Source organism: Nonomuraea sp. NPDC050556 (assembly GCF_044457355.1).
Taxonomy (GTDB): Bacteria; Actinomycetota; Actinomycetes; order Streptosporangiales; family Streptosporangiaceae; genus Nonomuraea.
The window spans coordinates 28,714-52,368 of sequence record NZ_JBITGU010000001.1 but is presented as its reverse complement, the minus strand read 5'-3'; the positions used below and the strand labels follow the sequence as shown (position 1 = coordinate 52,368).

The 23,655-nt window shown below is 69.9% G+C and carries 22 protein-coding genes and 1 pseudogene; 6 read left to right on the top strand and 17 right to left on the bottom strand.

What is annotated here, in order from left to right:
• Positions 1–2: 2 nt before the first annotated feature.
• Together ACIBG8_RS00270 and ACIBG8_RS00265 are read right to left on the bottom strand one after the other, a co-directional pair.
• Positions 3–830 carry an oxidoreductase gene (locus ACIBG8_RS00270; protein WP_397340211.1) on the bottom strand — a complete coding sequence of 276 codons (828 nt, stop codon included), beginning with the start codon at positions 828–830 and terminating at the stop codon, positions 3–5.
• Between the two features lie 35 nt (positions 831–865).
• Positions 866–1,597 (bottom strand): hypothetical protein, encoded by a 732-nt coding sequence (locus ACIBG8_RS00265; protein ID WP_397340209.1) that lies wholly within the window; start codon positions 1,595–1,597, stop codon positions 866–868.
• Between the two features lie 75 nt (positions 1,598–1,672).
• Between ACIBG8_RS00265 and ACIBG8_RS00260 the strand changes: the two are divergent.
• Positions 1,673–2,045 (top strand): annotated as a pseudogene (locus tag ACIBG8_RS00260) (Clp protease N-terminal domain-containing protein); the annotation flags it as partial.
• Positions 2,046–2,221: 176 nt separating this feature from the next.
• Here ACIBG8_RS00260 and ACIBG8_RS00255 read toward each other — a convergent pair.
• Positions 2,222–3,265 (bottom strand): GNAT family N-acetyltransferase, encoded by a 1,044-nt coding sequence (locus ACIBG8_RS00255; RefSeq protein ID WP_397340208.1) that lies wholly within the window; start codon positions 3,263–3,265, stop codon positions 2,222–2,224.
• 107 nt (positions 3,266–3,372) lie between these two features.
• Between ACIBG8_RS00255 and ACIBG8_RS00250 the strand changes: the two genes are divergently transcribed.
• The 3 genes from ACIBG8_RS00250 (at position 3,373) to ACIBG8_RS00240 (ending at position 7,061) form a co-directional block, all read left to right on the top strand.
• Positions 3,373–4,755 carry an NAD(P)/FAD-dependent oxidoreductase gene (locus ACIBG8_RS00250; protein WP_397340206.1) on the top strand — a complete coding sequence of 461 codons (1,383 nt, stop codon included), beginning with the start codon at positions 3,373–3,375 and terminating at the stop codon, positions 4,753–4,755.
• 9 nt (positions 4,756–4,764) lie between these two features.
• Positions 4,765–6,375: an amidohydrolase gene (locus ACIBG8_RS00245; RefSeq protein ID WP_397340205.1), complete on the top strand. Its 1,611-nt coding sequence runs from the start codon at positions 4,765–4,767 to the stop codon at positions 6,373–6,375.
• Positions 6,376–6,455: 80 nt separating this feature from the next.
• The gene (locus ACIBG8_RS00240; protein WP_397340204.1) at positions 6,456–7,061 is read left to right on the top strand and encodes a glycoside hydrolase family 25 protein; all 606 of its coding nucleotides are present in this window, start codon (positions 6,456–6,458) and stop codon (positions 7,059–7,061) included.
• 54 nt (positions 7,062–7,115) lie between these two features.
• On the opposite strand, the gene ACIBG8_RS00235 is transcribed toward ACIBG8_RS00240, so the two are convergent.
• From ACIBG8_RS00235 to gap, 5 genes are all read right to left on the bottom strand, one after another.
• Positions 7,116–7,460 (bottom strand): RNA polymerase-binding protein RbpA, encoded by a 345-nt coding sequence (locus ACIBG8_RS00235; RefSeq protein ID WP_397340203.1) that lies wholly within the window; start codon positions 7,458–7,460, stop codon positions 7,116–7,118.
• A 70-nt stretch (positions 7,461–7,530) separates the two neighbouring features.
• The gene (secG, locus tag ACIBG8_RS00230) at positions 7,531–7,761 is read right to left on the bottom strand and encodes a preprotein translocase subunit SecG (RefSeq protein WP_397340202.1); all 231 of its coding nucleotides are present in this window, start codon (positions 7,759–7,761) and stop codon (positions 7,531–7,533) included.
• A gap of 116 nt (positions 7,762–7,877) precedes the next feature.
• Positions 7,878–8,654, bottom strand: a complete 777-nt coding sequence (gene tpiA / locus ACIBG8_RS00225) for a triose-phosphate isomerase (protein ID WP_397340201.1) — start codon at positions 8,652–8,654, stop codon at positions 7,878–7,880.
• A complete protein-coding gene (locus tag ACIBG8_RS00220) occupies positions 8,651–9,835 on the bottom strand; it encodes a phosphoglycerate kinase (RefSeq protein ID WP_397340200.1) in 1,185 nt (394 codons plus the stop codon). The genes tpiA and ACIBG8_RS00220 overlap by 4 nt, the downstream gene beginning before the upstream one ends.
• Complete coding sequence (gap, locus tag ACIBG8_RS00215) at positions 9,835–10,839, bottom strand: type I glyceraldehyde-3-phosphate dehydrogenase (protein ID WP_397340199.1); 1,005 nt, start codon at positions 10,837–10,839, stop codon at positions 9,835–9,837. Before gap ends, ACIBG8_RS00220 begins: the two co-directional genes overlap by 1 nt.
• A gap of 186 nt (positions 10,840–11,025) precedes the next feature.
• Between gap and ACIBG8_RS00210 the strand changes: the two genes are divergently transcribed.
• Positions 11,026–11,586, top strand: coding sequence for a hypothetical protein (locus tag ACIBG8_RS00210; protein ID WP_397340198.1), 561 nt, complete (start codon positions 11,026–11,028; stop codon positions 11,584–11,586).
• An 85-nt stretch (positions 11,587–11,671) separates the two neighbouring features.
• A complete protein-coding gene (locus tag ACIBG8_RS00205) occupies positions 11,672–12,481 on the top strand; it encodes a hypothetical protein (protein ID WP_397340197.1) in 810 nt (269 codons plus the stop codon).
• 152 nt (positions 12,482–12,633) lie between these two features.
• On the opposite strand, the gene whiA is transcribed toward ACIBG8_RS00205, so the two are convergent.
• From whiA to uvrA, 9 genes are all read right to left on the bottom strand, one after another.
• Positions 12,634–13,614 carry a DNA-binding protein WhiA gene (gene whiA / locus ACIBG8_RS00200; protein WP_397340196.1) on the bottom strand — a complete coding sequence of 327 codons (981 nt, stop codon included), beginning with the start codon at positions 13,612–13,614 and terminating at the stop codon, positions 12,634–12,636.
• A 72-nt stretch (positions 13,615–13,686) separates the two neighbouring features.
• Positions 13,687–14,652, bottom strand: coding sequence for a uridine diphosphate-N-acetylglucosamine-binding protein YvcK (gene yvcK / locus ACIBG8_RS00195; protein ID WP_397340195.1), 966 nt, complete (start codon positions 14,650–14,652; stop codon positions 13,687–13,689).
• 338 nt (positions 14,653–14,990) lie between these two features.
• On the bottom strand, positions 14,991–15,854 hold the full coding sequence (gene rapZ / locus ACIBG8_RS00190; RefSeq protein WP_397340194.1) for an RNase adapter RapZ: 864 nt from the start codon (positions 15,852–15,854) through the stop codon (positions 14,991–14,993).
• Positions 15,851–17,755: an excinuclease ABC subunit UvrC gene (gene uvrC, locus ACIBG8_RS00185; protein ID WP_397340193.1), complete on the bottom strand. Its 1,905-nt coding sequence runs from the start codon at positions 17,753–17,755 to the stop codon at positions 15,851–15,853. The genes rapZ and uvrC overlap by 4 nt, the downstream gene beginning before the upstream one ends.
• A 72-nt stretch (positions 17,756–17,827) precedes the next feature.
• Complete coding sequence (locus ACIBG8_RS00180; RefSeq protein ID WP_397340192.1) at positions 17,828–18,253, bottom strand: Rieske (2Fe-2S) protein; 426 nt, start codon at positions 18,251–18,253, stop codon at positions 17,828–17,830.
• 44 nt (positions 18,254–18,297) lie between these two features.
• Positions 18,298–18,756: a Rieske (2Fe-2S) protein gene (locus ACIBG8_RS00175; RefSeq protein ID WP_397340191.1), complete on the bottom strand. Its 459-nt coding sequence runs from the start codon at positions 18,754–18,756 to the stop codon at positions 18,298–18,300.
• Positions 18,757–18,862: 106 nt separating this feature from the next.
• Entirely contained in the window at positions 18,863–19,282 is a 420-nt protein-coding gene (locus tag ACIBG8_RS00170; protein ID WP_397340190.1) for a Rieske (2Fe-2S) protein, read from the bottom strand.
• A gap of 93 nt (positions 19,283–19,375) precedes the next feature.
• Positions 19,376–20,473 carry a M20/M25/M40 family metallo-hydrolase gene (locus ACIBG8_RS00165; RefSeq protein WP_397340188.1) on the bottom strand — a complete coding sequence of 366 codons (1,098 nt, stop codon included), beginning with the start codon at positions 20,471–20,473 and terminating at the stop codon, positions 19,376–19,378.
• A 182-nt stretch (positions 20,474–20,655) separates the two neighbouring features.
• Positions 20,656–23,496 (bottom strand): excinuclease ABC subunit UvrA, encoded by a 2,841-nt coding sequence (uvrA, locus tag ACIBG8_RS00160; RefSeq protein ID WP_397340187.1) that lies wholly within the window; start codon positions 23,494–23,496, stop codon positions 20,656–20,658.
• Positions 23,497–23,655: the final 159 nt, after the last annotated feature.

The following is a 23,655-nucleotide window of genomic DNA, read 5'->3' as shown; positions in this document are numbered from 1 at the left end:
CGTTAGGCGATCTCGTCGAATCGTACGCCGGTGAGCTCGGTGGACACCTCCCACAGCCGCGCCGCGAGCTCCGGCGACCGCGCGTCCTTCGACGGGGTGAGCAGCTGCTTCTTGGGGCCGAAGAACTCCCCTCCGCGCACGTCGGACGACAGCGCCGCGTGCACGGACGGCACCGCGCCCGCCTCGGCCGAGTGCAGGAACAGCTTCGTGAGGAAGTTGAAGGGGCCGAGGTTGAAGAAGTTGGTCGCCGTGGCTCCCGGGTGGGTGGCCGCGGTGAGCAGGTCGGCGCCCGCCCTGTCCGCCTTGCGCTTCAGCTCGTAGGTGAACAGCAGGTTGGCCAGCTTGGAGCGGCCGTAGGAGCTCATCCGGCCGTAGCCCTTCTCCAGGCCCAGGTTGCCGAAGTCGAGCCTGCCCATCTTGTGCGCGTCGCTCGACACGTTGATCACCCGCGCGCCCGGACTCTTCAGCAGCAGCGGGAGCAGCAGCCCGGTCAGCGCGAAGTGCCCCAGGTGGTTGGTGCCGAACTGGAGCTCGAAGCCGTCCTTGGTCTCGCCGCGCGGGATCATGCCGATGCCCGCGTTGTTGACGAGCAGGCGCACCTCCTCCACGCCGGAGGCGAACTCCCGCACCGAGGACAGGTCGGCGAGGTCGAGGCGGCTGAAGACGACCTCGGCGCCCGGCGCCCTGGTCCTGATGTGCGCGGCGGCCGCCTCGCCCTTCTCCGTCGACCTGGAGGCCACCACGACGCGCATGCCGTGCTGGGCCAGCGCGATCGCGGTCGGCAGGCCGATCCCGCTGTTGGCTCCGGTGACGATGGCTGTACTACTCACTGGCCCTCCAGGTGTACGAAACCGTTTCGTACACCCTACCGCGTCTTCTCCAGCCGCTGTCGAGCGTGCCGCTCCTCGCGTTTGGTGACCTCGACCCGCTGGTCGGCCTCGGCGAGCTTCTTGCGCGCCTTGGTGAGCTTGCGCTCCAGCCTGGCCGCCTTCTCGGCGCGTTCCTGCTGTTCCTGTACGGCTGCCGCCAGCGCGTCGCGCCACTCCTGGTAGGCGGCCTCGGCCTCCTCGCGCTCCTTGGCGCGCCTCGCCTCGTCCACCTCGGTGGGGCCGGGCTTCTTCTCCGGCCTGATGCGCGGGATCGGGGCGGGGGCGAAGCCGCTGTAGCTGAGCGGCTTGGCCAGGCGGCCCTGCCGTACCTGCTCGGCCGCCTCGGCGTCCACGGTGGCCGCGTCCAGCGTCTGGTCCACCTCGGTCGCGGCAGCGGCCGACAGCCCGGCCCTGACCAGCTTGGACACCTTCGCCGTCACCTTGACCCTGCGCTTGGTCAGCTCGGCCAGCGCGTCGGCGTCCTGCGCCTGCCAGGCCGCGCGCAACTCCTCGCCGAGCGCCAGCAGCTCGTCCAGCTCCTTGCGATGGTTCCTGGCCGCCTGGTTCACCGCCCAGGCGGAGACGGTCGGCTTGCGCAGCTTGGCCACGGCCCGCGACAGCGGCACGTCGCCCGCCTCCTTGGCGGCGCGCGCCTCGGCCTCGCGGGCGGCGGTGAACTCGGCCGGGGCCAGCGCGTAGAGCCGGTCGGCGATCTCGTCAAGATCCACACTTGTCAATTACCCCAATTGGCGCTCTTTGTAGCGCATAGTGGAGTGCAGCCAACCGCCGGACGGAGGCCCCCCTTGTTCGAGCGTTTCACCGACCGCGCGCGCCGCGTCGTCGTCCTCGCCCAGGAGGAGGCGCGGATGATGAACCACCACTACATCGGCACCGAGCACATCCTGCTCGGCCTCATCCACGAGGGCGAGGGCATCGCCGCCATCGTGCTGCGCGAGAGCGGCGCCGAGATCGAGGCGCTGCGCGCGACCGTGCACGAGAAGGTCGGCGAGGGCGAGAAGCCGCCCGCCGGCCACATCCCCTTCACCCCGCGCGCCAAGAAGGTGCTGGAGCTGTCGCTGCGCGAGGCGCTGCAGCTCGCCCACAACTACATCGGCACCGAGCACATCCTGCTCGGCCTGATCCGCGAGGGTGAGGGCGTGGCCGCCCAGTCGCTCATGGAACACGGGCTCGAACTGGAGTCGCTCAGGTCGCGGGTGATCGACAAGACGCACAAGAACCCGCGAGAACGCACCAGCGAGATGTTCTTCACCCAGGGCTCGATGCTCGGCGAGCGGCTGACCAGGATCGAGGAGAGCCTGGCCAGGATCGAACGCCACCTGGGCATCGGGGAGTCAGGCGACAGCGTGGGCGCCTGAGAGCCGCGGCGCCAGCGCGCCCACCGGCAGCCTGGCCTCCACGACCCCGGGGTCCTCGGTGTAGCTCAGCGTGGCGCCCAGCGACACCAGCAGCCGCCGCATGCGCACGTTGTCCGAGAGCAGGGCGGCCCGGACCTCGGCGTACCCGAGGTCACGCGCCTCCTGCACCAGCATCCTGGCCAGCGCCGAGCCCAGACCGCGCCCCTGCCAGCGGTCCTCGACCAGGAAGGCCATCTCCGCGATGCCGGGGTCGGGGGTGAACATGAGGTTGGCCAGCGCGACCACCTGGCCGTCGTGCCCGGCGACCAGCGAGTGCCCCCTGGTCCTGTCGCACAGGCGCTCGAACACGCGCGGCGGCAGCGCGGGCATCGAGGTGAAGTAGCGGAACCTGCGGCTCTCCGGCGAGCACCTGTCGTGCAGGTCGCGCACGGCCTCGCGGTAGATGGCGGTGAGCGGGCGCACCGAGACCTCCCCGGCGTCCAGCTTCACGTGCCGCTCCGAGCCCATCGGCTCGGCGGCCGGCTGGGCCAGCCGTACGAAGGAGGCCGCCCTGGCGGCCTCGGTGAGCGTGAAGGGCAGCTCCGACCTGCGCAGCCGGATGGCGCGGCGGACGGCGACGGGCACCACGAGCTGGGTCGGATCGGGCAGCTCGCTCACCGCCTCACCGTAGATCCACCGGGCGTCGTCCGCGCGCAGCAGCTCGGCGAGCAGCTCGGGCAGGCGCCAGGGCATCGTGCGCAGCCTGGAGGCCAGCAGCAGCGCCCTGGTGGGCTCGTCGGTCAGCTCGTGGGCGGTGGCGGGCACCACGTGCACCCGGCGCCCTCCCGCGGCCTCCAGCGCCGCCTTGACGCTCTCGGGGGCGGCGGGGATGTCGGCGACGAACTCGTCGACGGTCCCGTCGGTGTCCGGCTGGACGCTCAGGCCCAGGATGTTGCCGCCCCGGTCGGCCAGAGCGGCCGCCAGGGAGGCGAGCCGACCCGGCCTTTCATCCACTGTGGTACGGATGCGCAAGAATCCCATACACATGAGCATGCGCGCCCCCTGTTACAACCGACGGCACCTCGTGTTTCATTTGGTATCCGTCGCGAGATGACGCCGGATGTACGGATATAGCAGGATGTAGGCCCATGAGTGTGCGTGTTCCTTTGTCTGACGGCTTCGCGAATGGAGACGTCTCCTTCTGGTACCGGTCGCTGGGAGTGCCGCCGGCCGGTGCGGCGCTCGACGGGTCGATCGAGGCCGACGTGGCGATCGTCGGCGCCGGTTACACCGGGCTGTGGACCGCGTACTACCTCAAGAAGGCCAGGCCGTCCCTGCGCGTGGTGGTGCTGGAGAAGGAGTTCGCCGGGTTCGGCGCCTCGGGGCGCAACGGCGGCTGGCTCACCGGTGAGCTGGCCGGGTCGCACGAGCGATACGCGAAGACGCACGGACCTCACGCCGCGAAGGCCCTGCAGCGGGAGATGTACGCCTCCATCGACGAGGTCATCGCCGTCTGCGAGAAGGAGGGCATCGACGCCGACGTCGTCAAGGGCGGCGTGCTCACCGTCGCCCGCAACACCGCGCAGGCCGCCAGGCTGCGCGACTGGGTGATCTCCGGCCAGGAGTGGGACGTCGACCAGCGCCTCGTGGACGGCTCCGCGCACGTGCGCGTGGCGGGGACCGTACAGGCCTCGTGGAGCCCGCACTGCGCGCGCATCCAGCCCGCCAAGCTGGCCCAGGGGCTGGCGCGGACCGTGCGCGAGCTCGGGGTGGAGATCTACGAGCGCACGCCGGTCACCGAGATCGCGCCGCACCGGGCCGTGACCCCCTACGGGACGGTCACCGCCTCCTTCGTGATCAGGGCGACCGAGGGGTTCACCTCGGAGCTGAAGGGCCTGCGCCGGCAGTGGCTGCCGATGAACAGCTCCATGATCGTGACCGAGCCGCTGCCCCCGTCCTTCTGGGACGCCGTGGGCTGGCAGGGCGCCGAGCTGCTCGGCGACATGGCGCATTACTACATGTACGCCCAGCGCACCGCCGACGACCGCATCGCCTTCGGCGGGCGCGGCAAGCCCTACCTGTACGGCTCGCGCGTCGACGCGCGTGGCCACACCCACGAGTGGACCGTCGAGGCGCTGTGGAGCCTGCTGGTCGACTTCTTCCCCGCCGCCGCCTCCTCCAAGGTCGCCCACGCCTGGTCGGGCGTGCTGGGGGTGCCGCGCGACTGGTGCTCGACCGCGCACGTCGACCCGTCGACAGGCCTCGGCTGGGCGGGCGGCTACACCGGGCACGGGGTCACCACCACCAACCTGGCCGGGCGCACGCTGCGCGACCTGATCCTGGGCGAGGAGACCGAGCTCACCGCGCTGCCGTGGGTGGGGCGCAGGGTGCGGGCGTGGGAGCCCGAGCCGCTGCGCTGGCTGGGCGTGCACTCGATGTACCGCCTCTACCGCGTGGCAGACTCGCGTGAGCGTTCGATGCCGCGCACGTCGGTCCTCGCCCGTTTCGCCGACCTCATCACCGGCCATTAGGAGCCTTCGTTGACCATCCTGTTCCGCGGCGGCCGGGTCTTCACCCCCGCCGGTCCTCTCGACGCGGCCGTCCTGGTCCGCGACGGCGTGATCGCCGCCGTGGGCGCGGAGTCCGACCTGGTACGGCTGGCCGGTGCGCACGACACGGTGGACCTGGACGGCGGGCTGCTGACCCCGGGGTTCACCGACGCGCACATCCATCCGGTGCAGGCGGGCCTGGAGCGCGCCAAGTGCGACCTCTCGGAAATTTACGGACTCGACGCCTACGTGTCCGCCGCTGGTGCCTATGCGGCGAAATTTCCGGACAAGGAGTGGATCGATGGTGGCGGGTGGGACATGTCGGCCTTTCCCGGCGGCCTCCCCCACCGGTCGCAGCTCGACTTCCTCGACCGCCCCGCGTACCTGATCCAGCGCGACCACCACGCCGCCTGGGTCAACACCCGCGCGCTGGAGTTGGCCGGGATCACCCGCGACACCCCCGACCCGGCCGACGGCCGCATCGAGCGCGACGCGGACGGCACCCCCAGCGGCGTCCTGCACGAGGGCGCCATGGACCTGGTCGGCCTGCTCACCCCGCGCCCGACCGCGCAGGACCAGGACGCCGCGCTCGTCGAGGCGCAGGCCCATCTGTTCTCGCTGGGCATCACCGGCTGGCAGGACGCCATCGTGGGCTCCTACGCGGGCTCGGACGACCAGCTGCCCACCTACATCTCGGCCGCCCGCTCGGGCCGCCTGAAGGCCCGCGTGGTGGGCGCGCTGTGGTGGGACCGCACCCGCGGCGCCGACCAGCTGGAGGACCTGCTCGCCCGCCGGGAGTCCGCTTCCGATCTCGAACGCTTCAGCGCGGGCTCGGTGAAGATCATGCAGGACGGCATCGCGGAGAACTTCACCGCCGCCGTCATCGAGCCCTACTGCCGATGCGGCGGAACCGGCCTGTCGTACGTGGACCCGATCGCGTTGAACGGCTACGTCGCCGAGCTGGACAGGCACGGCTTCCAGGTGCACTTCCACGCCATCGGGGAGCGTGCCGTACGCGAGGCTCTGGACAGCTTCGAGGGCACCTCGCCAGCCAACCGCCACCACATCGCGCACCTGCAGATCATCGAGCCGTCCGACGTGCCGCGCTTCGCCAGGCTCGGGGTGACGGCCAACCTGCAGCCGCTGTGGGCCACCCACCACGCGCAGATGGACGAGCTGACACTGCCGTTCCTCGGCGAGCCGCGCTCGTCGTGGCAGTACCCGTTCGCCGACCTGCTCGCCGCAGGGACCCGCTTCTGCGCGGGCAGCGACTGGCCGGTGTCGAACGCCGACCCGCTGCAGGGCATGCACGTCGCCGTCAACCGCACCGAGCCGGGCAGCTCCGTGCACGCGGACTACCCGACCGCCCAGGACCCGTTCCTGCCCGGCCAGCGCATCGACCTGGGCACGGCGCTCACCGCCTACACGGCGGGGTCGGCGTGGATCAACCGCTCCCCCGCCGGGGCCATCGAGGAGGGCCGCCCGGCCGACCTGGTGGTGCTCGACCGCGACCCGTTCACCCTGCCGGAGAAGGACATCTGGACCACCGGGGTGCGGATGACGTTCGTGGACGGCGAGCCGGTCCATCAATCGAACGGCTGAGCCGGACCTCAGCCTTTCCTCAGGCGTTGACCAGCCAAAACGCCGACGCCTGAGGAGGCTGGGGCGGTGATGGTGAGGAGATGTACACCTCACTCATCCTCGCGCTGCTCTTCGGGGTCGACGTGTCCAACTACGACGCGAACCACGACTTCGGCAAGAGCGGCGCCGCCTTCGGCATCGCCAAGGCGACCGAGGGCACCGGGCACGACGACCGCAGCTTCGCCAGGCACTGGCGGGAGATGTCGGAAAAGAAGATCGTCAGGGGCGCCTACCACTACGGGCACCCGAAGAACGACCCGATCGCGGAGGCCGACCACTTCCTGAAGGTGGTCCAGGCGCAGGGCCTGGGCAAGGGCGACCTGCTCGCCCTCGACCTGGAGACCACCGACGGCCGCTCAGAGGAGCAGGTCAACACGTGGGCCCGCAGGTGGCTGGAGCACGTCGAGGCGAAGACCGGGGTCAAGGCGCTGTTCTACAGCAGCTGGTCGTTCGCCGGGCAGTACGGCGACGGGCTGCAGGACTACCCGCTGTGGGTGGCGCACTACGGCAAGAAGAAGGGGACCGTGGAGCCTCCCGGCGACTGGAAGGAGTGGACCATCCACCAGTACGCCTCGGGCAAGGGCGGCGACGAGAACGTCTCCCGGCTGAACGCCGAGCAGCTGCGCGCCCTGGGCTACCAGGGCTGAGCGTGGCGAAGCCCCGGGGAGGTCAGCTCACCCGGGGCTTCAAACTCACTGGTGTTACCAGGGCGACTTGTTGTTGCGAAGGCGCTCGAGCGCCTCCTCCAGGATCGCCTTGCCGTCCTTGTCGCTCCTGCGCTCCTTCACGTAGGCCAGGTGCGTCTTGTACGGCTCGTTCTTCGGCGGCGCAGGCGGGTTCACCTCGTCCTGACCGGCCGGGAGACCGCATCGGGGGCAGTCCCACGTTTCCGGGACCGCCGCGTCGCTGGCGAAGCTGGGGCGCGTCTCGTGCATGTTGGCGCACCAGAACGAGACCCGCACTCTCGGAGCTGCCTCGCCGCGCTCGGCCTCACCCATCGGCCCGGCGCCGACTCGGCTGCCACGGATCGCGTTGCCACTACCCACGGATGAACTCCTTGCTCGATCGCCCCGCGAGACACGGGGGGAGAATCAATGTCACGCGTCAACTGCTACCTCAGGACTTGAGCAACAGGCCCAGAGCGATGATGCAGACGAACCAGACCGTGCCGGTGATGATGGTCAACCGGTCGAGGTTGCGCTCCACCACAGAGGAACCGCCGAAGTTCGACGAGAAGCCGCCGCCGAACATGTCCGACAGACCGCCGCCCTTGCCCTTGTGGAGCAGCACGAGCAGGATCATGAGACCACTCGCCAGGATGAGGGCGATGGAGATTCCGATTTCCACGGTAGACCTGTTCTTTCCATGCTCTGTTCAGCGTGACGATTCAAACTTGCTTCTAGAGGGTACGGCCTGCTGTCAAGTCGCACCCCCGGAACACTCCAGTTAGCCGGACATTGCGGCTAATTCGGCGTTGTGCCGAACCTGCAGATCTTCACGAACTCTCCGGCGTCGATGCTCGCCCCGCCTACGAGCGCTCCATCGACATCGGATTGTGACATGATCCCGCCGATGTTGCCTGACTTGACCGAGCCACCGTAAAGGATACGGATCGCGGCGGCCACCTCGGGGTTGTACAGCTCGGCGAGTCGCTCTCGCAGTGCCGCGCACACCTCCTGGGCGTCCTCCGGAGTCGCCACCTCGCCCGTGCCGATCGCCCACACGGGTTCGTAGGCCACCACTATCGATTGTGCCTGCTCCGCGGAGACTTTGCGCAGCGCCCCGTCGAGCTGGGAGATGGTGAAGGGCACCTGCCCGCCCGCCTGGCGCACCTGCAGCCCCTCGCCGACGCACAGGATCGGCGTCACCGAGTGCCGGTAGGCGGCCAGCACCTTGGCGTTGACCAGCGCGTCGTCCTCGTCGTGGTACTCACGCCGCTCCGAGTGGCCGATCGTCACGTAGGTGCAGCCCAGCTTGGCCAGCATCGCGCCGGAGATCTCCCCGGTGTAGGCGCCGGCGTCGTGCTGGGACAGGTCCTGCGCGCCGTACTCGATGCGCAGCTTGTCGCCGTCCACGAGGGTCTGCACGCTGCGCAGGTCCGTGAACGGCGGGAGCACCGCGACCTCGACCTTGTCGAAGTCCTTGTCGTTCAGGGCGAAGGCGAGCTTCTGCACCAGAGCGATGGCTTCGAGGTGGTTGAGGTTCATCTTCCAGTTGCCGGCGATGAGCGGCTTTCTCACTGAAGCGCCTCCAGACCGGGCAGGGTCTTGCCTTCCAGGTATTCCAGGCTCGCGCCACCACCGGTGGAGATGTGCGAGAAGCCGTCCTCAGGCAGACCGAGCTGGCGTACGGCTGCCGCCGAGTCGCCACCCCCGACCACGGTGAAGGCGTCGGAGGCGATCAGCGCCTCCGCCACGGCCTTCGTGCCACCCGCGAACGCCTCGAACTCGAAGACGCCCATCGGGCCGTTCCAGAACACGGTCTTGGCGTCGGCCAGCTTGCCCGCGAACAGCTCGCGGGTCCTGGGACCGATGTCGAGCCCCTCCCGGTCGCCCGGGATCGCGGTGGCCTCGACGACCTCGAAGGCCGCGTCCTTGTCGAAGCCCGTGGCCGCAAGCACGTCGACCGGCAGCACCAGGTCGACCCCGCGCTCCCCGGCCTCCTTGAGGAAGCCGCGCACCTGGTCGAGCTGGTCGGCCTGGAGCAGCGAGTTGCCGACCTCGTAGCCCTGCGCCTTGAGGAAGGTGTAGGCCATGCCGCCGCCGATCAGCAGCCTGTCGACCTTGGTCAGCAGGTTGGCGATGACGCCGAGCTTGTCCGACACCTTGGCGCCGCCGAGCACGACCACGTAGGGGCGCTCGACGTCGTCGGTGAGCTTCTTCAGCACCTCGACCTCGGCCACGACCAGGCCGCCCGCGGCGTGCGGCAGGATCTGCGGCACGTCGTAGACGCTGGCGTGCTTGCGGTGCACCGCGCCGAACCCGTCGCCGACGTACAGCTCGGCCAGGGCGGCCAGCTTCTCGGCGAAGGCCCTGCGCGTGGCGTCGTCCTTGGACTCCTCGCCCGGCTCGTAGCGCAGGTTCTCCAGCAGGAGCACCTGGCCGTCGTGCAGCGCGTTGGCCTCGCTCTGGGCGGACTCCCCCACCACGTCTTCAGCGAAGACCACCGGGACGCCCAGGAGCTCCTGGAGCCTGGCGGCCACCGGCTTCAGCGAGTATTTCGGGTTCGCCTCGCCCTTGGGCCTGCCCAGGTGCGCGCAGACGATGACCTTGGCGCCGCGCTCGCTGAGCGCCTTGATCGTCGGGACCGACGCGCGGATGCGCCCGTCGTCGGTGATCGTCTCCCCTTCGAGGGGGACGTTGAGGTCGGCGCGCACGAGCACGCGCCGCCCCTTCACGTCGAGATCGTCGAGCGTGTGCATCAGAGGTCGTTGCCCACCAGCTCGATGAGGTCCACGAGGCGGTTGGAGTAGCCCCACTCGTTGTCGTACCAGCCGATGACCTTGACCTGGTTGCCGATCACCTTGGTGAGGCCGGCGTCGAAGATGCAGGAGGCCGGGTCGGTGACGATGTCGCTGGAGACGATCTCGTCCTCGGTGTAGGTCAGGTAGCCCTTGAGCGCGCCCTCGGCGGCGGCCTTGTAGGCGGCCTTGACCTCGTCGACGGTCACGTCGCGCTTGACCTCGACGGTGAGGTCGGTGGCCGAGCCCGTGGGGATCGGCACGCGCATGGCGAAGCCGTCCAGCTTGCCCTTCAGCTCGGGCAGCACGAGGCCGATGGCCTTGGCCGCGCCGGTGGAGGTGGGGACCACGTTGATCGCGGCACCGCGGGCGCGGCGCAGGTCGGCGTGCGGGCCGTCCTGCAGGTTCTGGTCCTGCGTGTAGGCGTGGATCGTGGTCATCAGGCCCTTCTCGATCCCGAAGGAGTCGTTGAGGACCTTGGCCAGCGGCGCCAGGCAGTTGGTCGTGCAGGAGGCGTTGGAGATGACCGTGTGGTTGGCCGGGTCGTAGGTGTCGTGGTTGACACCCATGACGATGGTGACGTCCTCGTTCTTCGCCGGGGCGGAGATGATGACCTTCTTGGCGCCGTTCTCGGCGTGCACCTTGGCCTTGTTGGCGTCGGTGAAGAAGCCGGTGGACTCGACGACGACGTCGACGCCCAGGTCGCCCCAGGGCAGCTTGGCGGGGTCGCGCTCGGCGAACGCCTTGATCGTCTTACCGTCGACGACGATCTCGTCGTCGGTGGCCTTCACTTCGTACGGCAGGCGGCCCAGGATGCTGTCGTACTTCAGCAGGTGGGCGAGCGTCGCGTTGTCCGTCAGGTCGTTGACGGCGACGATCTCGATGTCCTTGCCGCTGGCGGCGACCGCGCGCCAGAAGTTGCGGCCAATGCGGCCGAAGCCGTTGACGCCTACGCGGATGCTCACGGGAAACGATCTCCTCGTACGTGGTGGCGGGCTGAAACCTCAACCACGAACCCTATCGGACCCAAATTGGTTTAGACCACTTCAGCCCCCACCCTGTTTTGGCTCGATCTTTAGACGGAGTTTGCGCTGTTCGAGTAAAGTGCCCGACTCGTCACAGTAAATGCATCAAGTCGTCAAGGACCGCACATGCCTCAGCAGAAGACCGGCCTCGTCCCGGGCATCCTCGTCGGGCTCGCCGCCATGCTCGTCGGCGCGGCCGCATATGGCGCCATCATCGGCATTTCCGGATACGAGATCGGGTTCGCCGCCATCGGCGTCGGCGTGCTCGTCGGCTTCGGCATGATGGCCGTCAAGCCGACCAGCCCCGTCCTGCCGCCGCTGGCGGCGCTGTTCGGGCTCGCGGGGGCGGCGCTCGGGCAGATCATCGGCACCACCTGGCTGCTGGTCGCCGAGACCTCCATCGGGTACGGCGAGGCCGTCTCGGCGGTCGTGCCGGCGTTCGGCGACATCCTCGGCGAGGACCCCAAGTCGCTGCTGTTCTGGGCGATCGGCGCGTTCGCCGGATACTCGTTCGTCAGCAAGCGCGTCCGCGCGGCCAACGAGGCGGGCCCGTCCGCCGAGGCGTACCCCGGCGCTGTCCCGGCCGCCGAGCAGGGTGGCCCTGCGTTCGGCGCCCCTGCTCCCACCGCACCAGTCGCGCCTGTCGCCGCTGACCAGGACGCGCCGAAGAACCCCGCCCAGGGGTGACCACAGGGGCGCCGTCGTTCACGAGGGATGGACGGTGGCGCCCGTCCGTTGTTGTACTGGCTTGGATGTCACTGAGGGGGCTCAGATGTCGCAGCCGAAGTCGAGGTTGATCCCCGGCCTGATCGTCGGATTCTTCGCCATGCTGCTCACCGCCGCCGGCGCCGCGGCGGTCTACGTGTTCCAGGACCGCCTGCCCGCCACCGTCGTCCACTACGGGGACGGCGTGCCGCTGGTGGTCGCGCTGGCGGTGCTGACCGGGCTGGTGGTGGGGCTGGCCGTGCGTGCCGTACGGCCGCGCAGCCGCGTCCTGCCGCTCTTCGCCGCGCTGTACGGCGGCGCGGCGGTGGTCGGCGGCGTGGTCGTGGGCTTCGCGCCGCGCAGCCGCGCCACCACCCTGCCGCTGCCGCTCGACGCCAAGCCGGTCGTGCCGCCGCTGCCGACGGTGGCCGACGTGATCGGCGGGCTCGACGAGAGCGTGGGCATCTTCTGGCCGCCCGACGACGAGTTCTGGAAGCCCTACACGATCGTCGCGCTGGGGGCGGTGGTCGCGTTCCTGCTGGTGGCTCTGCGCGTGCGCAAGGTCAGGCACGCCACGCTCGCCTCTCAGCCGCCTGTGCAGGACGAGGAGCAGGAGTACCGGGCGCCCTTCGAACCCGCCCAACCGGCGGACACCACCCGGCCCCCGGCCGACCTGTTCGCCCCCACGGACACCGCCCGCTCGGCCGACCCGTTCACTCCGGTGGAAGCCCCACGCCCCGCCGACCCGTTCACTCCGGTGGAAGCCCCACGCCCCGCCGACCCGTTCACCGCGGTGGAAGCCCCACGCCCTGGGCTCACTCCACCGGCTCCCGAGTCCCACGGGCCTGGCGACCTGTTCACTCCGCGCAACCCCTGAACCCAGCGGGTGCCGCGTGGAGCCACGGAGCCCGCCCGACGATTCGCTCGTCGCGGCGGGGACCCCGTGAGCCTCACGAGACGCCCGTGACAGACGGTCACGCACGACGGCGGGAGGGTGTCCCCTGGCTCCGCCGTACCCCCAGAAAAGGGTCAGGGGGAGAGCATGTCCACGGTGAGGTTGGCCTCGGTGTTGGGGATGCCCATGTCCTGCGCCCGCTTGTCGGCCATCGCCAGCAACCGCCGGATCCGCCCCGCTATGGCGTCCTTCGTCAGCGGCGGGTCGGCGATCTGCCCCAGCTCCTCCAGCGACGCCTGCTTGTGCTCCACCCGCAGCCGCCCGGCGATCACCAGGTGGTCAGGGGCCTCGTCGCCCAGGATCTCCAGCGCCCGCTGCACCCGCGCCCCGGCCGCCACCGCCGCCCGCGCCGACCTGCGCAGGTTGGCGTCGTCGAAGTTGGCCAGCCGGTTGGCCGTCGCGCGCACCTCGCGGCGCATGCGGCGCTCCTCCCAGGCCAGCACGCTGTCATGCGCCCCCAGCCGGGTGAGCATCGCGCCGATCTGGTCACCGTCGCGGATCACGACCCGGTCCACGCCGCGCACCTCGCGCGCCTTGGCGTGGATCTTGAGCCGCCGCGCCGACCCCACCAGCGCGAGCGCCGCCTCCGGCCCCGGGCAGGTCACCTCCATCGACATCGACCGCCCCGGCTCGGTGAGCGACCCGTGCGCCAGGAACGCCCCGCGCCAGGCCGCCTCAGCGTCGCAGGAGGCCCCCGCCACCACCTGACGCGGCAGGCCCCTGACGGGACGTCCGTGATTGTCGATCAGGCCCGTCTGCCTGGCCAGCGCCTCGCCGTCGCGGTAGACGCGCACGACGTAACGCGAGCCCTTGCGCAGCCCGGCGGGCGCGAGCACCATCACCTCGGCCTTGTGCCCGAACACCTCGTGGATGTCCTTGATCAGCCGCCGCGCGGTGGCGTTGGTGTCGAGCTCCGCCTCGATCACGATGCGCCCGCCCACCAGGTGCAGTCCGCTCGCGAACCGCAGCAGCGTCGATACCTCCGCCTTGCGGCAGCAAGGCTTCAACACGGGCAGGCGGCTCAGCTCGTCCTTCACCACACCTGTCATCGCCATAAGCGTTAGTCCTCCCCCATTCAGACCTGCTCCCAAGCAGTCTCTCGCACCTTCCGGCCTCGCCGACCAGGATCAACGCTTCTGGAGGAAAATCTCGTCCAGGACGGAGGCAAGACGTCGTGGGTCATGCCTCGGCGAGCCGTCCCCGGTCGCCACGTCGGCCATCACCAGCCGGGCGCCGAGCGAGGCGGCGGCCTTGTCGAGCGCGTCGCGGTCGTCGACCACGCCGGTGTCGGCGAGCACCACGTCGATGGCGAGTTCCGGCGCGTGCTGGCGCAGGACGTCGAGGTGTTGCTGGGGGGAGAAGTCGTCGGTCTCGCCCGGTTGCGGGGCGAGGTTGAGCGTCACCAGGCGCCTCGCGGTCGTCTCGTGGAGCGCCCGGGCGAGCTCCGGCACCTTGAGGTGCGGCAGGACGCTGGTGAACCACGACCCCGGGCCGAACACCACCCAGTCGGCGTCCCTGACCGCCTGGACGGCCTCGTGGCAGGCGGGCGGGTTGTCGGGCACCAGGGAGATCGCCTGGACCCGTCCCGGCGTCAGCGCGCACGCCACCTGGCCGCGGACGGTGGAGATGCGGCCGTCGAGCTCGACCTCGGCGACGATGTCGAGCGGCACGGACGCCATGGGCAGCACCCGCCCGTGGGCGCCGAGCAGCCTGCCCACCCAGTCGAGCCCGGCCACGGGGTCGCCGAGGAGCTCCCAGAGCGCGACGATCAGCAGGTTGCCCACGGCGTGGCCGTGCAGTTCGCCCTCGCTGCGGAAGCGGTGCTGGACGACCTCGCTCCAGGTGCCGCCCCACTCGTCGTCGCCGCAGAGCGCGGCGAGCGCCATGCGCAGGTCTCCTGGGGGAAGCACGCCGAGCTCCCTGCGCAGCCTGCCGCTGGACCCGCCATCGTCCGCCACGGTCACGACGGCGGTGAGCGCGTCGGTGACCGCGCGGAGGGCCGACAGCGACGCGTAGAGCCCGTGCCCGCCGCCGAGCGCGACCACCCTGGGGCCGCCTTGGCTGTCGGCGATCTCACGTTCCGTACGGACCACGGGACCGCTCCACTCCTGGGTCGGGACCGGACGCTGGGTACCGCCCGCCGTTTGGGGACGCCGGGGGCCGCTGCCATCCCACCCGGCCACACCTTCGCCGAGCTCCCGGGACACCCCAGGCTTTTCGTAGACGCCGGGCTTTCCGGGGACGCCGGGCCTTTCGGGGATGCCGGGCCTTTCGGGGATGCCGGGCTTTTCGCGGACCCCGGCAAGGGGCCCCACGGCGGGCTCTTGGCGAAGCTCCACAGCAGGCGAAACCTCCCCTGCGGGTGGCCGCTGGGTTTCCTGGGGCCGCGCAGGGCGGGTGTCGGGGTTTGTCAGAGTGCTGTCGTCATCCGTCACTCCCGGCCCACATCCCGGTGACTCACCTGGACCTCCATCCCGCGCTCGCGCAGGCGACCGCCGAGCTGCTCGGCCATGGCGACGCTCCGGTGCTTGCCACCGGTACATCCCACCGCCAATGTCGCATAACTCTTGCCCTCACGCGCATACCCAGCAGCAACGATCTTGAACGCTTCCTCGTAGGCGTCCAGGAACTCCTTGGCCCCCGGCTGCCCCAGCACGTAGTCGCGCACCGGCACGTCGAGCCCGTTCATCGGCCGCAACTCCGGCACCCAGTGCGGGTTGGGCAGGAACCGGCAGTCCACCACGAGGTCCGCATCGACCGGCAAGCCGTACTTGAAGCCAAAGGACACCACGTTGACCCGCAACCCCGGCCGGTTCTCCCCGCCGAAGTAGGCCACGATCTTGTTGCGCAACTCGTGCACGTTGTGCGACGAGGTGTCGATCACCAGGTCGGCGTTGGCGCGCACCTCGCGCAGGATGCCGCGCTCGCGCGCGATCCCGTCCACGAGCCGCCCGTCGCCCTGCAGGGGATGCGGCCGCCGTACGTTCTCGAACCGCCGCACCAGCTCCTCGTCGCTGGCCTCCAGGAACACCACGCGCACCCGCACGCCGCGCCCCTCGAGCTCCTCGATGGCGGCGTTGAGGTCGGTGGTGAACGCCAGGCTGCGCACGTCGACCACGGCCGCCACCTTGTCGGCGGCCAGCTTGACCCGACCCGCCTCCTCGGCCATCGCGAACAGCAGGCCGGGCGGCAGGTTGTCGATGACGAACCAGCCCAGGTCCTCCAGGGCCTTGGCCGCCGTGCTCCGACCGGCTCCCGACATGCCGGTGACGATGACGAACGCTGGATCGCTCATTGTCCCTCCCCCTTCAGCGTCGACACGATCACCTCGGCGATGGCCGGGCCGATGCCCTGGACCTCGCAGATCTCGGCTGCGGACGCCTCACGCAGCCGCTTCACGGAGCCGAAGTGTTTGAGCAGCGCCTGCCTGCGCGCCGGGCCGAGGCCGGGGACGCTGTCGAGCGCGCTCTCCTTCACAGTCTTGGACCGCTTGGAACGATGGTAGGTGATGGCGAACCGATGCGCCTCGTCCCGCACCCGTTGCAGCAGGTAGAGGCCTTCGCTTGACCGTGGCATGATGACCGGCTGGTCGTCGCCGGGCAGCCACACCTCCTCCAGCCGCTTGGCCAGCCCGCAGACCGCGACGTCGTCGACGCCGAGCTCGTCGAGGGCGCGCTGCGCCGCCGCCGCCTGCGGGCCCGCGCCGTCGACGACGACGAGGTTGGGCGGGTAGGCGAACTTGCGCGGTTTGCCGGTCTCTGGGTCGATCGGGCCGTGGCCGGAGTCGTCCTCGGCCAGCTCGCCGGTGGCCGAGCGCTCTTCGAGGTAGCGCTTGAAGCGGCGCTGGATGACCTCGTAGATCGAGGCGACGTCGCCGTCCTTGGTCTTCACCGAGAAGCGGCGGTATTCGCTCTTGCGCGCCAGCCCGTCCTCGAAGACCACCATGGACGCCACGACGTTCTCCCCCTGCAGGTGGGAGACGTCGTAACACTCGATGCGCAGCGGCACCTGGTCGAGGTCGAGCGCGTCGGTGATCTCCTGCAGCGCCTTGCTGCGGGTGCTCAGGTCACCGGCCCTGCGGATCTTGTGCTGGGCCAGCGACTCCTTGGCGTTGCGCTCGACGGTCTCCATGAGCGCCTTCTTGTCGCCGCGCACCGGCACCCGCAGCTCCACCCGGGCTCCGCGCTGCTCGGACAGCAGCTCGGCCACGGCCTCGGGCTCTGGCGGCAGCGCGGGGACGAGGACCTCGCGCGGGATGTCGCCCTCTGCGTAGATCTGCAGGAGGAAGTGCTCGACGAGCTCGCCGGGCGTGGTCTCCTCGACCTTGTCGACCACCCAGCCGCGCTGGCCGCGGATGCGCCCGCCGCGCACGTAGAACACCTGGACGGCCGCTTCGAGCGGGTCCTCGGTCAGCGCGATCACGTCGGCGTCGGTGGCGTCGCCGAGCACGACGGCCTGCTTCTCCAGCGCCTTCTGCAGCGCCTGGATGTCGTCGCGGATCCTGGCGGCCCGCTCGTACTCCTGGCCGTCCGCCGCGACCTTCATGTCCTTTTCGAGGCGCTTGATCCAGCGGGCCGTGTTGCCCGCCATGAAGTCGCAGAAGTCTTCGGCCAGCGCGTAGTGCTCCTGGGGCGTCACCTTGCCCACGCAGGGCGCGGAGCACTTGTCGATGTAGCCCAGCAGGCAGGGGCGGCCGATCTGCCCGGCGCGTTTGAACACCCCCGAGCTGCAGGTGCGCACGGGGAAGACGCGCAGGAGCAGGTCGACGGTCTCGCGGATGGCCCAGGCGTGGGAGTAGGGCCCGAAGTAGCGGGTGCCCTTGCGCTTGGCTCCGCGCAGCACCTGCACGCGCGGGAACTCCTCGCCCATGGTGACCGCGAGGTAGGGGTAGGACTTGTCGTCGCGGTACTTGACGTTGAAGCGCGGGTCGAACTCCTTGATCCAGGAGTATTCGAGCTGCAGCGCCTCGACCTCGGTGGAGACCACCGTCCAGTCGACGTCGGCCGCGGTCGTCAGCATCGCCTGCGTGCGCGGGTGCAGGTTGACGAAGTCGGCGAAGTAGGAGTTGAGCCGCTGGCGCAGGCTCTTGGCCTTGCCGACGTAGATCACCCGGCCGTGCGCGTCCCTGAACCGGTAGACCCCGGGGGACTCGGGGATCGATCCCGGTTTGGGCCGGAAACTCAAGGTGCTCGCCACACGGGAAAGACTATCGGCCCGCACCGACAGAGCCTGCCGTACAGAAGCTGCCCGTACGGCAGGCCGCGGTCGTCAGGCCAGCGAGATGGAGTCGCCGTCGACCTTGATGGGCTGCTCGGGCAGCGGCTTGGTGGCCGGGCCGTTGGCCACCGAGCCGTCGGCGACGTTGAACTTGCTGCCGTGGCAGGGGCAGTCGATCGTCCCGTTGGCGACGCTGCCGACGGTGCACCCGTTGTGCGTGCAGATGGCGGAGAAACACTTGAACTGTCCGGCCGTGGGCTGCGTGACGACGACCTTCTGGTCCTTGAAGATCGTGCCGCCTCCCACGGGGACGTCCTTGGTGGTGGTCAGCGCGCCGCCCGCCGGCGGCGCCGCTGACGCTGACGAGGTGGCTGCGACAGGCTGTTCACCGGCGCCGCAGGCGGCGAGCGCGACGGCAAGACCGCCGACGCCCACTCCCGCGATCACCGTTCTGCGGCTGTGAAGGTCATCTCCCATGTGATCAATAAATCGCATCACTGTGAGAAAACCGTGAGAACACGCTAGACGAGCTTGATCTCGTCCCCGTCGACCTTGATCTTCTTCTCGGCCAGCCCCTTGGTGGCCGGGCCGTTGGCGACGGAGCCGTCGGCGATGTTGTACTTGCTGCCGTGGCAGGGGCAGTTGATCGTCCCGCCGGACACGCTGGCGACCGTGCAGCCCTGGTGGGTGCAGATCGCCGTGAAGCACTTGAACTGCCCGTCTGCGGGCTGCGTCACCACGACCTTCTCGCCCTCGAAGACCTTGCCGCCGCCCGACGGGATGTCGCCGGTCGCGGCGAGCTTCTTGCCGCCGCCGCCCTTCTTCTTGGGCGCCTTGGTCGTGGCGTCCGCCTGCGGCTGATCCTCCACCGTGGCCTCCGTGGCCGGTTGGCCACCGTACCCGGAACAAGCGGTGAGCACCGCGGCGAGCCCGGCGCCTCCGGCGCCGAACACCACCGCACGGCGCGTCGTCTCTGACATGGTCGGTCCCTCCCAGTAACGGTGCGTACATTCCAGGTACGGCTGACGCCCTGGCACCGGTTCAGCCTCTCCCGGGACGGGCGGCTGGACCATGCAGAATTACCGCTCAGACCAGGATGATGCCGTCACCTTCCACCTTGACCTGATAGGCGGCCAGCGGGGCGCTGGCCGGACCTTTCAGGCACTTGCCGCTGTCCGCCGCGAACTCGCTGCCGTGGCACGGGCACGTCATGACCCCCGCCTCGGGACGGCTGACCGCGCATCCCTTGTGCGTACACCTCGCGCTGAAGGCCTTGTAGACGCCCGCCGTCGGCTGCGTCACGACGATGCGCCACTTCTGGTTGACCTTGCCGCCACCGACAGGGACCTCGCTGACCTTCGCGATCTCCTGGCCCTTGATGCTCGCGGCGCTCGGCGCCTTGTCGCCCTCGGACGAGCAGGCCGTCAGCGCCACCCCGCACACCGCGGCCCCGGCCGCGCCCAGCACCTCGCGCCGCCCGATCCCGGGCATGACGGAATCCCCCATGGTTGCTTGACCCTTCCGCGTCGCCGCCGACCCCCTGCAGGTCAGGCCTTTGCCACGACTTCACTTTATTGCCGCACCCCGGCGGTCCCTCACTCAGGTGCCGCAGAACTCCACGGCCGTCGCGGCCAGGACGCGGGCCACCCGCTCGACGGAGGCGAGGTCCACCCACTCGGTCGCGGCGTGCGCCCCCTCGCCGGCCGGGCCGTACAGGAGGCAGGGGATGCCGGCCTCGTCGAGCAACGCGCAGTCGGTCCAGAACGGCTCGCCCCTGATCACCGCCGGCCCGGCCTGGGCCAGGAGGGTGCGCACGATGGTCGCGTCCCTGTCGGCCTCGAACGGGCGCCTGACCAGGCCGGGCTCCAGGCGGTAGCGGAAGTCGGGTACGGTCGCCGCCAGCCGGTCGAGCAGCGCGGTGAGCTCCGCCTGGGCGTCCTCGCCCGGGACGGTCCTGTGCTCGACGGTGACGCGGCACGTGGCGGGGTAGGTGGAGGCCTCCCGGCCGCCGCTGATCATGGAGGCGTGTACGGTGCCCCGGCCGAGCAGGGGGTGGGTGTGCTCGCTGCGCCACCCGTCGAGCGCCACGAGCAGGTGACCCGCCTTGGCGATGGCGTCGATGCCCAGGTCGGGGCGGGATCCGTGGGCGGCGCGCCCCTGGATCTCGACGTCGAACCAGGCGAAGCCCTTGTGCGCCAGGGTGACTTCGAGGTCGCTGGGCTCGGCGACGACGGCGGCGTCGGCGGTGAAGCTCTTCAGGACTTCGGCGGTGCCGGAGCTGGCGTGCTCCTCGTCGGCGACGCAGGCGACCAGCACGTCACCGCGCAGCCGTTGACGTGCTGCCGTGGCGGCGGCGACCATGATCGCCGCGAGCCCGCCTTTCATGTCGTACGTTCCCCGCCCGTACAGCCGCCCGTCTCTTTCGACGGGTTCGAGCGGGTCGCCGTCGTAGCCGGCGAGGCCGACGGTGTCGAGGTGTCCGTTGAGCATGAGCGACGGCCCGCCGCCGGCGCCCTTGGCGACGCCGACGATGGACGGCCTGCCCGGCGTCTCCTCCAGCCGGTGCACCTCGAACCCGTGCCCGGCCAGCCATTCCGCACAGAACGCCGCGATCTCCCCCTCACCCGCGCCGCCGGAGACCAGGGCGGGGTTGACGGAGTCGATCGCGACGAGGGACCGCAGGAGAGGCAAGATCACCCCAGCAGCGTCCCCCGCCCTCCAAACCCCTGTCAACCGCTCCACGAGGGGCGCCTGCGCGACGGACCCCGCGAATCTCCCATGGGGGCATGTGGGCCCTATGGGAAGACGCCCGGCCCGTCGTGCCTGCCGTACACCCTGCCCGTCACACACTCGCCGGGCAGGGCGATGCGGCGCGGTGGTCAGATGGAGAGGATCTTGCGCAGGAAGTGCCCCGTGTGGCTCCCCTCCACCAGCGCCACGTCCTCCGGCGTCCCCGTGGCCACCAGCGTGCCGCCACGAGACCCACCCTCGGGCCCCATGTCGATGATCCAGTCAGCCGTCTTGATCACGTCGAGGTTGTGCTCGATGACGATCACCGTGTTCCCGCCGTCCACCAACCGCCCGAGCACCCCGAGCAACCGCCGGATGTCCTCGAAGTGCAACCCGGTGGTCGGCTCGTCGAGCACGTAGATCGTCCGCCCCGTCTGCCGCCGCTGCAGCTCCGACGCCAGCTTGACCCGCTGCGCCTCACCACCGGACAACGTCGTCGCGGGCTGCCCCAGCCGCACATAACCCAGCCCGACGTCGTTGAGCGTCTGCAGGTGCCGCTTGATCGCCGGGATCGCGTCGAAGAACCCCAGGGCCTCCTCGATCGGCATGTCCAGCACCTCGGAGATCGTCTTCCCCTTGTAGTGCACCTCCAGCGTCTCCCGGTTGTACCGGGCGCCGTGACACACCTCGCACGGGACGTACACGTCCGGCAGGAAGTTCATCTCGATCTTGATCGTGCCGTCACCCGCGCACGCCTCGCAGCGCCCGCCCTTGACGTTGAAGCTGAAGCGCCCGGGCTGGTACCCGCGCACCTTCGCCTCGGTCGTCGCCGCGAACAGCTTGCGCACGTGGTCGAAGACCCCGGTGTAGGTGGCCGGGTTGGAGCGCGGCGTGCGCCCGATCGCCGACTGGTCGACGTGCACGACCTTGTCCACCTGGTCCATGCCGACGATCTTCGAGTGCCGTCCTGGCACGCCGCGCGCGCCGTTCAGCTCCTTGGCCAGCGCCGTGTAGAGGATGTCGTTGACCAGCGTCGACTTGCCCGACCCCGACACCCCGGTGACCGCGGTGAACACACCGAGGGGGAAGTCGATGTCGACCCCCTGGAGGTTGTGCTCCCGCGCTCCCTTGACCGTGATCTGCCGCTTCTTGTCGCGCTTGCGGCGCTTCGGCGGGATCGCGATGCTCTTGCGCCCCGACAGGTACTGCCCGGTCAGCGACGTCTCCGACGTCAGCAGATCCTGTACGGTGCCCGACACGACGACCTGGCCGCCGTGCTCGCCCGCGCCGGGACCGATGTCGACCACCCAGTCGGCCGCCGCGATCGTGTCCTCGTCGTGCTCGACCACGATCAGCGTGTTGCCCATGTCGCGCAACCTGATCAGGGTGTCGAGCAGCCGCATGTTGTCGCGCTGGTGCAGCCCGATGGACGGCTCGTCCAGGACGTACAGCACGCCGACCAGGCCGGAGCCGATCTGCGTGGCCAGCCTGATGCGCTGCGCCTCACCACCGGCCAGCGTGCCCGAGGCGCGGTCCATGGTCAGGTAGTCGAGACCCACGTCCAGCAGGAAGCCCATGCGGGCGTTGATCTCCTTGACCACCCGCTCGGCGATCTGCATGTCGCGGTCGGACAGCTCCAGCTGGGACAGGAACGCCGCGCACTCGCCGATCGACATGCCCGAGACGTCGGCGATCGACCGGTCTGCCACGGTCACCGCGAGGGAGACCGGCTTGAGCCGCTTGCCCTGGCAGGTGGGGCACGGGATCTCCCGCATGTAGCCCTCGTAGCGCTCCCGGCTGGCGTCGCTCTCCGCCTCGGCGTGCCTGCGCTGCACCCACGGGATGACGCCCTCGTAGGTGGTGTAGTAGGAGCGCTGCCTGCCGTACCGGTTGGAGTAGCGGACGTGCACCTGCTCCTCGTGGCCGAACAGCAGCGACTTCTGCGCCTGCTTCGGCAGCTTCTCCCACGCCGTGTCGAGGTTGAACCCCATGGCCAGGCCGAGCGCCTCGATCAGCCTGATGAAGTATTCGCTGGTGTGGCCGCCGGCCCACGGGTGCAGCGCGCCCTCGCGCAGCGTCTTCTCCGGGTCGGGGACGACCAGCTCGGGGTCGACCTCCATCTTGGTCCCCAGGCCGGTGCATTCCGGGCACGCGCCGAAGGGCGAGTTGAAGGAGAACGACCGCGGCTCCAGCTCCTCGAACGACAGGTCGTCGTAGGGGCAGTAGAGGTGCTCGGAGTAGAAGCGCTCGCGCGCCGGGTCGTCCTCGGGCAGGTCGACGAACTCCAGCGTGATCGTGCCACCGGACAGCTGCAGCGCCGTCTCCACCGAGTCGGTGAGCCTGCGCACCGCGGACTCCTTGACCGACAGGCGGTCGACGATGACCTCGATGTCGTGCTTTTCCTGCTTCTTCAGCGTCGGCGGCTCTTCGAGCCTGATGATCACGCCGTCCACCCGGGCGCGGGCGAAGCCCTTGGTCTGCAGCTCGCGGAAGAGCTCGACGTACTCGCCCTTGCGCCCGCGGATCACCGGCGCGAGCACCTGGAAGCGGGTGCCCTCCTCCAGCTCCATCACGCGGTCGACGATGGCCTGCGGGGTCTGCCTGGCGATCGGCCTGCCGCAGGTCGGGCAGTGGGGCTTGCCGATGCGCGCCCACAGCAGGCGCAGGTAGTCGTAGACCTCGGTGATGGTGCCGACGGTCGAACGGGGGTTGCGGCTGGTCGACTTCTGGTCGATCGAGACGGCAGGGGACAGCCCCTCGATGAAGTCGACGTCCGGCTTGTCCATCTGGCCGAGGAACTGCCGGGCATAGGCGGACAGGGACTCGACGTAACGCCGCTGCCCCTCCGCGAAGATCGTGTCGAAGGCAAGGCTCGACTTCCCGGAGCCGGACAAGCCGGTGAAAACGATCAGAGAGTCTCGCGGGAGGTCAAGCGAGACGTCCTTGAGGTTGTGCTCACGTGCGCCACGCACGATCAGGCGGTCTGCCACAGCGATCCCGGATGTCGATAGGCGGATAGGTCCAGCGGGGATGGTAGACGGGGGCTACGACAATTTCGGTGGCCCGGCGAAATCTGGTGCCCCTCAACAGGTTACGGCTTTATCAGAGGGCAGCAGGAGTCCTTCGGGTTTCAACCACGTGACGTGCGG

What these genes read in the sequence shown, in the direction of transcription:
- ACIBG8_RS00205 (WP_397340197.1), top strand. Translation starts at nt 11,672, where the DNA reads ATGTCGCAGCCGAAGTCGAGGTTGATCCCCGGCCTGATCGTCGGATTC.
- ACIBG8_RS00220 (WP_397340200.1), bottom strand. Translation starts at nt 9,835, where the DNA reads ATGCACACGCTCGACGATCTCGACGTGAAGGGGCGGCGCGTGCTCGTG.
- ACIBG8_RS00255 (WP_397340208.1), bottom strand. Translation starts at nt 3,265, where the DNA reads ATGGGATTCTTGCGCATCCGTACCACAGTGGATGAAAGGCCGGGTCGG.
- ACIBG8_RS00170 (WP_397340190.1), bottom strand. Translation starts at nt 19,282, where the DNA reads ATGGGGGATTCCGTCATGCCCGGGATCGGGCGGCGCGAGGTGCTGGGC.
- ACIBG8_RS00240 (WP_397340204.1), top strand. Translation starts at nt 6,456, where the DNA reads ATGTACACCTCACTCATCCTCGCGCTGCTCTTCGGGGTCGACGTGTCC.
- ACIBG8_RS00250 (WP_397340206.1), top strand. Translation starts at nt 3,373, where the DNA reads ATGAGTGTGCGTGTTCCTTTGTCTGACGGCTTCGCGAATGGAGACGTC.
- rapZ (WP_397340194.1), bottom strand. Translation starts at nt 15,854, where the DNA reads ATGAGCGATCCAGCGTTCGTCATCGTCACCGGCATGTCGGGAGCCGGT.
- ACIBG8_RS00180 (WP_397340192.1), bottom strand. Translation starts at nt 18,253, where the DNA reads ATGGGAGATGACCTTCACAGCCGCAGAACGGTGATCGCGGGAGTGGGC.
- whiA (WP_397340196.1), bottom strand. Translation starts at nt 13,614, where the DNA reads ATGGCGATGACAGGTGTGGTGAAGGACGAGCTGAGCCGCCTGCCCGTG.
- ACIBG8_RS00175 (WP_397340191.1), bottom strand. Translation starts at nt 18,756, where the DNA reads ATGTCAGAGACGACGCGCCGTGCGGTGGTGTTCGGCGCCGGAGGCGCC.
- ACIBG8_RS00210 (WP_397340198.1), top strand. Translation starts at nt 11,026, where the DNA reads ATGCCTCAGCAGAAGACCGGCCTCGTCCCGGGCATCCTCGTCGGGCTC.